Annotated in this window: 9 protein-coding genes and 2 pseudogenes; all 11 read right to left on the minus strand. The window is 56.9% G+C overall.

The features are described from left to right. Positions 1-98 precede the first annotated feature (98 nt). Positions 99-932: a tetratricopeptide repeat protein gene (locus QZM67_RS03450; protein WP_301800777.1), complete on the minus strand. Its 834-nt coding sequence runs from the start codon at positions 930-932 to the stop codon at positions 99-101. A gap of 21 nt (positions 933-953) precedes the next feature. Continuing rightward, positions 954-1,616: pseudogene (locus QZM67_RS39880) on the minus strand (hypothetical protein). Next, positions 1,593-1,824 (minus strand): annotated as a pseudogene (locus QZM67_RS03455) (hypothetical protein); the annotation flags it as partial. The pseudogenes QZM67_RS39880 and QZM67_RS03455, both read right to left, overlap by 24 nt. Before the next feature lie 217 nt (positions 1,825-2,041). Next, entirely contained in the window at positions 2,042-2,293 is a 252-nt protein-coding gene (locus QZM67_RS03460; RefSeq protein WP_301800778.1) for a PAAR domain-containing protein, read from the minus strand. Positions 2,294-2,323: 30 nt separating this feature from the next. After that, positions 2,324-3,193 carry a tetratricopeptide repeat protein gene (locus QZM67_RS03465; RefSeq protein WP_301800779.1) on the minus strand — a complete coding sequence of 290 codons (870 nt, stop codon included), beginning with the start codon at positions 3,191-3,193 and terminating at the stop codon, positions 2,324-2,326. 14 nt (positions 3,194-3,207) lie between these two features. After that, positions 3,208-3,702, minus strand: coding sequence for a hypothetical protein (locus QZM67_RS03470; RefSeq protein ID WP_301800780.1), 495 nt, complete (start codon positions 3,700-3,702; stop codon positions 3,208-3,210). Positions 3,703-3,770: 68 nt separating this feature from the next. Then, a complete protein-coding gene (locus QZM67_RS03475) occupies positions 3,771-6,296 on the minus strand; it encodes a lytic transglycosylase domain-containing protein (RefSeq protein ID WP_301800781.1) in 2,526 nt (841 codons plus the stop codon). Between the two features lie 61 nt (positions 6,297-6,357). Then, complete coding sequence (locus tag QZM67_RS03480) at positions 6,358-8,862, minus strand: type VI secretion system Vgr family protein (RefSeq protein ID WP_301800782.1); 2,505 nt, start codon at positions 8,860-8,862, stop codon at positions 6,358-6,360. 739 nt (positions 8,863-9,601) lie between these two features. Beyond that, entirely contained in the window at positions 9,602-10,708 is a 1,107-nt protein-coding gene (locus QZM67_RS03485) for a porin (protein WP_301800783.1), read from the minus strand. 63 nt (positions 10,709-10,771) lie between these two features. Further along, positions 10,772-11,191, minus strand: coding sequence for a DoxX family protein (locus tag QZM67_RS03490; RefSeq protein ID WP_175024475.1), 420 nt, complete (start codon positions 11,189-11,191; stop codon positions 10,772-10,774). Positions 11,192-11,376: 185 nt separating this feature from the next. Next, entirely contained in the window at positions 11,377-12,654 is a 1,278-nt protein-coding gene (locus QZM67_RS03495; protein WP_301800784.1) for a cytochrome c, read from the minus strand.

Consider the following 12,654-nt stretch of genomic DNA (forward strand, 5'->3'; position numbering starts at 1 on the left):
CAAGCTCACTTCATCAGCTCGCCTGTGGACGAGACCGGGAAGCACCGCCCCTTCGATTTAATGCCCTCTTTTATCTTGCTCATGGCGGCGTCAACTTTTCAATTGACATATCTCTCGTTCGCCCTGGGCAGAATTTTTGTAGCATCTCCAGCACTAGTCATCAGGCTAACATATTTTCTATATGCTGCCCGCCCCTTTTCGAAATCGCCTTGGCTCCAATATGAATCAGCGATATTAAGCCACGCCACCGCACGATTCGGCGCGGCAGACAATACAGCTCTCAAAATGGTAATTGCCTCTTCATTTTGATTGTTCAATTGGAGGGCATACGCATAATCATTCAGAACCGAAATTAAGGTGTTGCGAGAGCTTCGGTCACGCAGCCATCTCTCTCGATATGAATTGGCATATGGTGCGAGAGTGGTGACGGCGCCCACGGGATTGCCACTCTTTAGAAAAAGAAGTGCCTCTTGATGCGCCATATCGACATAATATATGTATTTTTCTTTTATTTCATTTTCATTCACCACCACCTTATAGCCGCCCGTCAAATCAATATCGTCCGCGCAAATCCCTTGCACATCCGCCTCCCTTACATCGATAATCGAATTATTCAGACTTGCATAAATATGATGTCCGGTCAAATTTTTCGAGCTGAGATTTGCGATTCCATTATGGATGGGAGCAAGCTCACCACCGAGAATGCCATTTTTTAGCTCCAGGTCCTTAGATTTTACGTAACAATCTGCGGAAGTCGACGCTCCGGCTGGTGGGGCGCCGCCCGATAGCGTCAACGTGTACTTATCGTCAGCCTTTACCAAAGCTGCATCTGCTCCCTGCGTTTCATAAAACTTTACGGTTTTCTCTGCATGTGCGAACATAGACGTAAATAGCAGCACGCCACTGCACGATAAATCAATAATTCTTTTCATTGTCAAGCTCCTGTTGTGCCTTTACTCTTTCTGAAACAAATCTCTTTGCCACATTAGCTTGCTCATTGCGTGACGAGTGGACAAATCGAACAAAATTCCCTCAGAGTTTTTTCTACCGTGTTCCGCATAGATAGCGTCAATCAGCTTCACATCGTAATCTCGCATCTCTGTCGGTGGTCCGCGAGAGCTCATTGCTGTTGTAACAACATCGGCCGATGGTCTATGTTGCACACATGTTGACCAAATTACGTCATTCAGTGCGCGAGAGTGGTATCTCATGTCGAATCGCGCTGAATCCTCAATTGCCGGAATCCGGATGTCGCAGTAAGTTTCTCTTGTGAATTTATGCTCCGAATCATGAAATTTCGATTCGATATACTTCACAAACTCCCGCCATTTATCGGAAAACTCAGATGATCCAGGCGTTAATCCGTCAAAGGCGTTGGGCCAAGTAAATCCAGACCATGAAACAAATTCCTTTACTCTTCCGCCAATGATGGGTAGGCCATGCTTTTATCGTGTTTGGCTCGTAAACTGATACGAACCGTATGAAACTCCCCCTGGATCTCCTTGACCACCTGAGACGACAATCGGCCCTCGACCACTAGTTTCGTAATATGTCGACAACCCTCCAAGATCGTAATCCCGTCGTTTTCTAAAAGTGGCGAGGAAATTCGCCAGCAATCCGATCAGATGGAAGTGCCAAGGTGAGAGGTCAGCAGGGAATCCGTCGCCCCCCCTTGATTTGCTCCCACAACTGAAGCTTCGCGAGCCGGTCAAGTTCCGTTTTCCACATTTCGGTCTGCTTCTGCATGAGCGGGCTGAGTTCTTCCCATTTGCCAAGACCGCCACCCCATTCGGTTTCATTGCGCACAATAAGGTGCGAAACGGCATTCGGCCCTTGTGAGAGACTTCGAAATCGTGATGGCGGTGGACGAGAACGCGTTCATTGAAGACAGCATGGCGGCGCTGATCCTTCAGTTCGACCTCTACCTGTAACGCTACGCGCCCGCCAACAGCTTTACACAGCTCGTCGTGCCGTCGAAGAACGACGGCTCCCTGATCGTGCGTTGTCCGATGCGGCCGGGCGTCGCGCCGCTGTTGTAGCCTTACACAAGACGCGGAATGAGGTGACAGCCGCATGTCGCACGATGGCCGTGTCGGGCAATCGGCATGCCGTCGTCCTTCATCGATTCGTCGCCTTCTTCGATGATGTTCGGCGACACGTCGGGATGCTGCGGACACGACACGCGGTCGCCTTTGCGGGCGACATAACGGCCATCGAATTTCATAGTCGATGAGCCAGTTTCGACTTTGCCGCCATGGTCAGTATCGTCACCAATGCGAATTAGATTCATCACAATTCAACCCAATCAATTCAACAAACTACCTTACTCTATCCAGAACGCGCGGAGGAATTTTTGAAGACAACCCTTTCGAGTCCATTTGACGTTTGTATTCCCGATATTCCGGAATAGCCAATTCTTTAGCATCCCCCCCCAATATGCATCCGCCAAATTTAACCGGGCCACCGTTCTATTTGGGAATTTCTTGACCAAGGATTGCAGAATCTGCAAGGCATCATCATTTCTTTTGTATTTCTCAAGATAAAATGCCAAATTATTAACATCCTCGACATTATCCGCATCAATATACGCCGCGATCTCAGCCACATTAAAATCCAGCATCCCAGCGATATACTTGCCCAGAGACGATTGGGCTAGAGCCGCCCTCTTGAAATCAATCAATTCGTCACGAATTTCATTTCGCACTTGATTTTTTGATTCATATATTAGCGAATCACTTTTCCCAATAGGCGCGCATCCGCTTACTCGCAACACATCCTCAGTCGGAACTACTGTGCCCGAAGTAATGTCAGATTTCTCCCCATTAATTTGACGAATCAAGCACCAATTTTTATCGTTTGCACTCCATTGATAGATGTAACGATATATCTGCCCACCTTGACTCGGACAACTCCCATCAACAGCCAACAAATTTGCATGCGGAATAACGTACATACCCATCATGCTGCATTCATCAAAATTCTCGACTCTATATGAAAGAGTCCGCTGCAGTGATGGCGAATAATACTTAATATCTAATCCATTATGCGCCACCTCAGATGTGAAGACTCCAGGCTTCCCAACACCCTCAAAGTCGCCCGTCACTTTATTTTTACCGGCTGACGCAAAAACACAAGGAGCACTCAAAACAAGAGAGCAAAGAAAAACAACCCTCAAGACGCTTCTTCTCTTCATAGCCCGACCCTTCATTAAGATGCCATTAGCGCGGCCAGTCGAGCCTCAGCACGTGGGCGCACAATTGCGATGTGATACCAATTTTGATCTTTTGGTTTGCCATGTTTATCTACCGGCTTACCCTCCGCATCATCAAGATCAAGATATCGCCTATACCCCTTGATCGCCTCGTCCTTATCCTTATCTGTGCCCGACACCGTCGAACCCGGATCATGCCAGTTCCCCCAACCAAAGGACGCGCGCTTCTCGTTGTAAGCGCGACTCTCCTCAAATCTATACACTCCATCCCGGTTCAATTTCGTGCAAGCCTCTAACCCTAGAGCCTTGATAGCCCGATTGAGGTATTTGAGACGATGATCGCACCCATTAAAACCACCATTTATGATACGGGATACCCAAATAAAATCATCGTCCTCACTAGGTTTGAGCAAATTGGCATGAATCACAAAATACCAAGCCGCAGACAAAACAGAATGAGGCGCCTTCTCAAGCTTTTCGATTGCCGGCATCCCTGACGTCACATCCTCACCAGAGTACCCTTGATATGAATCGTAATTATCCTTATGGGTGAGTTGAATTAATCCGCGCCCCTCCACGGATCATACTCAAGCGGGGCATTATTCTTTGACATCTCTCGCGTATATCTAAATTCCCCACTTTCCGTAAGAATTTGAGCAATAAAATGAGCCCGCTGCATACATTCATTCATTTTGTAATCAACAAATGCTTGATTTATAGCACCAAGATATTCGTTAATTTTTTCGTCGCCGCAGACTGTCGCAATCTTTCTCATACTTGATAGTTCGAGTCGCGAACCGATACAGCCGCATCCCCCACTTGCCGAGAAATTCCCGATCAACCCAATCGGGTGAAAGTGCCAAGGCAAAAGGTCCGTAGGGAAGCCATCAACCCCCTTGATTTGCTCCCACCACTGAAGCTTCGCGAGCCGATCAAGTTCCGTCTTCCACATCTCGGTTTGCTTCTGCATGAGCGGGCTGAGTTCTTCCCACTTGCCGAGACCGCCGCCCCACTCGGTTTCATTGCGCACCACAAGGTGCGATACCGCTTCGGCCATCCACGGCGTTTCAAGTGCGTGCTTCAGTTCCTGCGCCGTCACCTTCCCGTTGTGGTCCGTATCGATCGCCTTTTCAAGTTTCGTGATGAGTTCCCCGGCGTTGATCTTCGCCGCTGTCTCCATGAACTCGGTGCCTTCTTCGTCCGCCATATACTGCTCGGTCGTATGGATATGGCGTTTGTACATATCGTCAGGGTTGACGCTACCGTTGTCGACCAACTCGAAACCCGGCCATTCCCAAGGACTCCGAAACTGTACGTTCGGGTGGTCGGTGTCGCACACCCACCCTTGCTGGTCGGCCCCATCCTTCGAACCAACCGTGATATTCCACCAATGATGGCCCTTATCATCGATTGCGGTCTTGTCCGCCCCAAGCTTGTCGAGTTGTGCACGACTCATCACATCCCGAAAGCCTGCTCCCGGTCCGCTTGCCTTGGAAACGTCCAGCGGGAAATTCTGCCAGCCCGGAACGTTCGCCGTGCTGATCGTGTTCGCGAGACTGCTTTCCACCCACATCGGCTTCCCGACATCTGCAAACTTTTGCCCGGCCTTCTGTTTGCCTTTCGCGGGAAGATTGGTCACGCTCTTGGGCTGCACCTTGATCCAGCGCGAACCCTTTCCATCGCCTATCGGTACAAGCTTCAACCCGGCTTGGGTCAACTGCTGATCCGGCGCGGGAACCTCGCTCACCAACTTCGCCCCCGGCTCGATTTCCAGAAGCGGTTTGTTTTTCTCGTTCAGTTCCTTGACGCGATTGCGGCTTCGGTCCATGAAATCCTTGAAATCCGCTCCCGCGAACACTTCGAGATGCAGCATCGGGAAGTTCGACTTGGGCGGTATCGGACTGGCTTTCACGGCCCATTGATACTGGCCGACATGGGCGACGACTTCGCCTGCCTTGACCCGCTGCGGCTCCTTCAGGATCACGACCGTATCAAGCGGCTGCGGGTCGACTACGGCGTCCAGTTCCGCTTTGAACACGTAGCCCCAAGGCGCTTGGGGTGATACCGGCTTACCCACTTCGGCAGGCAAAATCGTGCCCGATTTAACGGCCTTGATCTTGATCCAGTCTGTATGGGCCGGGTCGCCTTCGCCGGCAATAATTTCAGCCCCTTTCGGCAACAGACCTGTAATCTTGCTCTTGCCATCTGGCAATTCTCTAATGCGCAACCCCGTCTGGGGAGCCAGTAGATCGGTATCTCGATCGCTATTCGCGGACGGCGGTTGGTTCTGATTGGTGTTGTTAATGGGCAGATCGTCGGCCCCGTCGGTACGCGGAGCGGGCGGCGCAGGCGCTTTCGGCAGCGATTGCAGATCTTTCGCTTTATCGCCAACCCGATAGTAGCGCTCGCCTTCCCAATACGACATTGGCGCGGGAAGCGCCGGATCGGGCTTCGGGTTGGATTGAGCCTGTTCGACCGCCTTCTGATAGGTCTTCCAATCCATCGTGTGCATGTACAGGCTGAAGAACACGAGCGGCTTGTCGGTCGCCAGTTTGCTGCTCGGCGCGGGATTATCGGCCGGGGCGGGCGTTGGTGAGGCGGAAGTCGATGCTGGCGCGGGAGCCGATGCGGGGGCCGCAGGTTTCGCGGGTTCTTTCGGTGCCGGTTTCGGCGGTACGGGCGGCAATTTCAGTTCATGCCGAACCAGTACAAAACCCGTCGAGTAGTGCGCCAGACCAAGGTTGTTCGGGTACGTCGTTTCCTCGTACTGCGTGTTCAGCCTGTACGCAACAATCTTGCCGTCCGCGATGGCGCGCACGCCGCTGTCCTGCTTCAACATTTCAGCACTGCCTGTGGCAAAGTGCACGCCTCCGTGCCACATACCGCTCACGCCAATTGGATAAAAACCCGTGTCGCACTTCGCCAGCGCCCTGAAATACGTCATCGGGTCGGCCGCGTCGCTCTTCCCCACGGGCGTAAAGGGATACGCCCAACTCAGCGGCGTATCGATGGGTTCGGCGGGCTTCGGTACCGGTTGTGGCGCAGCCGCTGGATGGTGTTTCTTTTTGTGCGTTGTCTTGCCCATGATTCCCGACTCGGATTCGGTTTCAGAATTTTTTATGGTGGCACTATGCCGGCCGAGCAATTCAACCGGAGAACAGCGTGAAACGCCCGCCGTCTACCGATACCGGCGACGAATGCAACGGGTTTTGCAAAGTGCCGCTTGCCGCTCCTGCTTTCTCCCAATCCGCACACTTTTCCACAATCTGGCCCAACGTCGCGTTCTCGATCATGTTCGCCGTCAGTTTGATATACGAACCATTCGCGCCGATCCAGATTTCGTCGGCCGATAAATACATCTTCCTACCCGCCGTAATTTTCACATCCTGCGAGGCGGCCAGGCTCATCGAGTCATTTTGCGCCTGAAGGTCAATCGGGCCGCTCGCCGCATAGATCTTGACGCCGAGCTTTTCCGCAAACAGGCTGATTTGCTCCAGCACGCTGGCGAGTAGTGCTCGTCCAGCCGCAAGGTTGATGTCCTCTCCTGCGACCAAATTAGTTTGCTTGTTTGCCGTGATATGCGCCGATCCTTGCGTCGATGCGGCGATGCCTTCCGGACTGGAGAGCAGCATGATCGGCTTCGCGAAGCCATTTGCATTGCCCGTGCCGCCGCCCGCCGTGCGACCGCCCTTGGTCGTGCCTGCCACTGCGTGCGTCGTAGCGTCCGTGAACGCTTTCAGCGCATCGTGGCCGTCTTGTTGGCTTTGTGCTCGATTGGTTTGGCTCGCCTTCGATGTCGTCTCCAACATCGCTTCGGCACGGGTAAGCTGTTCGGATGCCGCCGTCGCACTCAGCGGTTGCGTCGCGGCGGGTTGCGTCGACACATAGAGCCCCTGTTCGGCACGCACCGCGCCGTAGCCCAATGACTTGAGGTCGAAGCCGTGGCCGATGAACGCGCCACGCGTGTTACCCGAGTGCTGAATCAAGTAGCCCAGGTGCAAATGTGAACTGTAGCTTGTCGAGTACAAATGCACGCGGTTCTGCCCGCTGGCGTCGTCCATCATGAGTTGGTTGTAGCCGTCGCCGCCGTATTCGCGCGACAGCAAGCCCGAGGTCAGCCCGTGCGTGTGCCATTCGGGCATGCTTTCGCCGCCGTGCATTCTGGACAGGATCACCGGACGATCACAATCGCCGTTAATGAAGCCAATCAAAACTTCATCGTTCTTGCGCAGTGGAAACATGCCGCCGCGCTTGAAGCCCGCATCGGGCATCGCCGCGCGTATCCACGCCGACACGTTCTGATCGCCGTCATTGAGCCGATCCGATGTCAAGCGAACCTTCGCGCGCAGCATCGCATCCGTATAGATTTCCTCGTTGTCCGGTCCGCCAATGATGCCCGTTTGAATCTGCATGACGGGCTTCTTGTGTTCGAACGGACTACGAAACGCGACGCGACGCCGCTGCGCTTCGATTTCGACGTGGAAGAATCCAACGCCGCCGTCGTCATGGCGCACCGCCGAACCCGCGCCAGTCGCGCGCGCCTGCTCGACCTCTGCGCGCACGCTCTTGCGAAAACGCATCAGGTTTTCAAGGCCCGGCACGTTGTTCTGAATCAACCAGTTCACCGAAAGAATTGCCATCTCTCGATCCTGTTCCGACTGCGCATCGTGCACGGGGTGCCCGGTCAGCACGCCATAGCGGCCCGGCCATGCGCAACGCAGTGCGCCGACCCCGTAGAAGCGTTGCGCACGCGACCGCCATTCCTCAGCAATGAAGTTCGCTTGGTTCTCGCCCATATCGCGATCCGACCACGTATGTGAACCGGTGTATTCGTACTGCTCGCCCAAGCCCGGAACGTCATCAAGATCGAACGCGGGCATGGTGACGTGTTTGGACAGGTCCGGGCGCTTGTAGTCGAACGTGCCCGTGTCGAGTTCGGCGGACTGGATTTCCTGCGAATCGATCCACTCGCCAAGACCGTCGAATTCCTCGTCCTGCACCGCGCCGCTAAACGAAATGATCTTGTGCTTCAATTCGGGAACTGAAAAAAGATCGTCCATGATGACGACCTTGTGCGACTTGCCGTCCTGCGCGATATCGAAACGCGGAAAGAGGCCGAGTTCTTCGAATGTACGGTGGACGTAGTTCCAGTCCGATTCCCATTGCATCCGCTGGGAATACGAGCGCAACGCTTGGCGCACTTGCCAAGTCACGTTACCGGATGCCTGCGGATATTTTGCGAACACGTCGGACACGGTTTGCTGTGCGGGCGCCTCGATCCAGTCGCGACGGTCGCTCCCGAGCCGAAGCAACGCGAGGACCGAGTTGAATCGAAGCTGGTAGTAGGTGTTCGCGCCGTCCACGCCCAAGCGACTGAACGCGGTCACGAAGCCATGAATCGGCATTTCGCTGCCGTCCGTCTGTCGAATCCACAGCGTCACGGATTGCCGAATCAATGCCTTGGCCTGAATCGTTTCAAGCCGGGTCGATGTTGCATCAATGGTGAATGCGAAGTCTCGCCCAAGGCGTGCGCGCCCTCGGACATAGAGCGGAATCAACCAGTCTTCGCCAAGTGGCGTATCAAGGCGGACAATTCGTCCGGATTGCACGTATTGCGCGCGCAATGCCTTGTTCAACAGTTCGGAAATCATCGGACTACCCCGTACCGTGTAGTAACAAAAACAGCCGCCGGGCAACGCCGGGCGGCACATTGGTATCACATCGACAGGAGAAGGCCCCGAATTTCGGCCGCTGCAGGGCCTTCAGGTATCGACGCGGTTCGAAGCGGTTCGAAGCGCTGAATCGCGCCGAGCCGGCATTCATCATATTAAATCGCGATTCATCCTGTCGTGCGCTGATGACGTTTCACATTCAGTATCGCGGCGCGCCGAAACGACTCCCGTGCAACTTGCATCATGCTTTCGAGCACAACGATGTCGCTGGGAAGCACGGGCTCGCCGCCCGTCGACACGGCGTGCCGCACGAGCGCTGGCCGCGGTTTTCGTGCGGGGCTGGTCGCCGACGCGCAATCTGCATGGACACGCCCGTGCGATCGGCCGAACGGATCGAATAGTGGCTCACATCAGTCAGATAGCGACAAATCGCATAACCATTTCGCGTCAAATTTCCACGTCATAAACGTCAGAGAGTGTGAATCCATCGAGCGCGTACTATCGGCAACGCAATGCTCATGCACACCATGCGCTCTCAGCGAACCGATGGTCGTGCGACGTGCGGCAGTTATATAACAGCGGTCGCGGCTGGCACGACACATCCGAGTCCGCCGGCCGATACCGATATGCTCGCCGCAATGCCCCCTCGCAATCGCCGTAAACGCAAAAGGCACGGGCCCTCACCGCCCGTGCCTTTCCCGTACGCAATCTGCCCCGCTCAGAACGTATGCATCATCCCCACATACGCACCCGTCTGCGACTCGCCCGTCATCGGGCTCGTGCCCGACGTCGCGTCGCGCGGTGTCGCAAGCAGCGAGAAGTTCGAGTTGCCGCCGTTGCGCACATACGCGACCGTGCCGTACAGGAACGTGCGCTTCGACAGGTTGTACGTGGTGCCGAGCACGTACATCATCGCGTGCCCCGACGGATCGTGCGATGCATCGCCGCCGCCGTCGCCCACCTTCACGTAATAACCGCCGCCCGTCACCGCCCATTGCGGATTCGCCGCGTAAGTTGCGCCAAGCCAGTAGTGATCGGCGCGATCCGCGACGCCTGCCGGGCTGTCCGGTGCCTGGTAGTGCGTATACGCGCCCTGGATCTTGAACTTCGACACCTTCACGTTCGCACCGACGAAATACTCGCGCGACGCGGTGAAGATGTTGCTGAACTTGCCGTTGTTGTCGCGCAGTTCGTCGTAGATGCCGCGCACGTCGAGCAACGGCGAGTGGTACGAGATCATGATCCCGTCCGAGCGGCCGAAATCGTCGGCCGCGCCGTAGTTGAAGCCGCGCGACTGGTTGCCGAACGCGTACTGCGCCTGCACGTCGAAGCCGCCGATCACCGGGCTGTGATACTCGATGTTGTTGCTGGTCTGCTGCCAGTTACGGCCGCGCACGAGCGATGCCGACGAAAACGCCTGCTGCACGAACGGGTCGAATTCCCACACGCCGTCGCTGTCGATGAACAGGTTGCGGCCGGCCTGCAGTTGGCCCCACGTGTCGCTCTTCAGCCCGACATACGCGCGCCGCGACCACATGCGCCCACCGCCCGTCTGGCCGTTCATCACCTGGAACGCGGTTTCCAGGTTGAAGACCGTCGACAGCCCGCCGCCGAGATCCTCGATGCCCTTCAGCCCGAACATGCTGGTGCCCCAATCGCCGCTTTCGGCGCTCCAGCGGGTCCCGCTGCCGCCGTTCGGCTTCGCGATGTGGTTCAGGTATTCGATGCCGCCGTCGATGCGGCCGTACAGCATCACGCTCGTCTGTGCAAAAGCGGCCGCCGGTGTGGCGGCCGCGATCAGCCATGCGAAATGTTTGAGTCGCAAAATGATGCCCCCTCGAAGTCTCGACCGTCCGGCGCGTGCCCCATGCGCGCGCCCCGGTTCCGCTTACCCGCGATCGATCGAAAAACGCCCGGGGCCCGCCGCGCAAAGCGCGAGCAGGCCGCCGGAGATCGCGATGTTCTTGTAAAAATGAATCATGTTGTCGATCTGCTCGCCGCCCGTCATCGTCCAGTAGTGATGGCCGATGATGCCGGTGCCGATCGTGTAGAGCGCCAGCAGCAGCGCGAGCGCACGTGTCTGGAAGCCGACCAGGATCGCGATCCCGACGAACAGCTCCATCACGACGGAGATCGCGGCGGAGATGATCGGCGCGGGCGCGCCCTCCGAACCCATGAACGCGATGGTGCCGTGAAAGTCGACGACCTTCTTCCAGCCGAACATCACGAACAGGATCACGAGCAGGATCCGGGCAAGCAGCAGCAGCACATCGCGCTGGGACGCGAGAAACGGTTGATTCGGTGTCATGGTGTCGATCAACGAAAACGATGCGCGTAGCCGAAACAGCCCCGGCGCATCGGATTGCGAATGAACCAGGACGGGCGGCCGCCTGCGCCGCCCGCCCCGCTCTGCAACAACCGGCATCGGGCAACAACCCGATGTGCTGTGCTCCTCCTCTTGTCAGTTATCGCCCTGCTTCGTCGCGCGCCGCATCAGCGCAGCTTCGCGACGTCCTGCTCGGTCACCTTCGCGGCCGGATTGCCGAACTGCCCGGTCAGGTAGTTCGTCAGCGCGGCGATCTGCGCATCCGACAGCTCGTGACGGAACGCCGGCATCCCGACGTCCTCGCTGCCGGCCTTGCGCTGCACGCCGTTCAGGATCACCTGCACGAGGTTGGTCGGATTCGATGCGCCGACCGTCGAGTTGTGGAACAGCGGCGGGTAATAGCCATCCGGCGTGCCCTTGCCCTGCATCTGGTGGCAGGTCGCACAGTTGCCGAGATAGAGCCGCGCCGGATCGATGCCCGACGACGCGAGCGCGACGCCACGCAGCTTCAGCCCGTCCTCGGCCGGCTTGCCCCACGACGCGCGCGACTGCTTCGCATCGCCGCTGGCGACTGCCGGCACCGTGCGAATGTACGTCGAGATCGCACCGATGTCCGCTTCCGTCATCTTCGAGAAGCTGTGCTCGATCGCCTCGGCCATCGGGCCGGCCGCCTGTGCGAGACCCGGCACGCTGCCGGTGCGCAGGTACTGGACGAGCTGCTGCTGCGTCCAGCCGCCGATCCCCGCGTTGGCGTCGGACGTGATGTTGTAGCCGTCCCAGCCTGCGAGCACCGAGCCCGACAGGAAGCTGCCGCCCGTCTCGTCGAGCGATTTCTCCTGCATCGCGATGCCGCGCGGCGTGTGGCACGTGCTGCAGTGAGCCAGACCCTGGACGAGATACGCGCCGCGGTTCCACTCGGCGCTCTGCGCCGGTTTCGGCTCGTACGCGCCGTCCTTCAGGAACAGCCAGTTCCAGATCTTCAGCGGCCAGCGCATGCTCAGCAGCGCGGGGATCTCGTTCTTCGGCGGCGCCTGCTTGACCGGCTCGACGCCGTGCATGAAGTACGCGTACAGCGCCTTCACGTCGTCGTCGTTGATCTTCGCGTACGACACGTACGGCATCGCCGGATACAGGTTGTCGCCGTTCTTCGACACCCCGTGGCGCACCGCACGCTCGAAGTCCTCGGCCGACCAGTTGCCGATGCCCGTGTCGGGATCGGGTGTGATGTTGCTCGTGTAGATCTTGCCGAGCATCGGAATCGGCATGCCGAGACCGCCTGCGAACGGCTTGCCGCCCTTCGCGGTGTGGCAGGCCATGCAGTCGCCCGCGACCGCGAGATATTCGCCGCGCTTGACCAGCGCCGGATCGGCCGCATCGGCCGCGCGTACGAGCCCCGGCAGCGCGAGGCAGCCGGCCAGGAGGAAGGTGAGAGTAGATTTCCGCAC

Source organism: Burkholderia sp. AU45251, assembly GCF_030482905.1.
Taxonomy (GTDB): domain Bacteria; phylum Pseudomonadota; class Gammaproteobacteria; order Burkholderiales; family Burkholderiaceae; genus Burkholderia; species Burkholderia aenigmatica.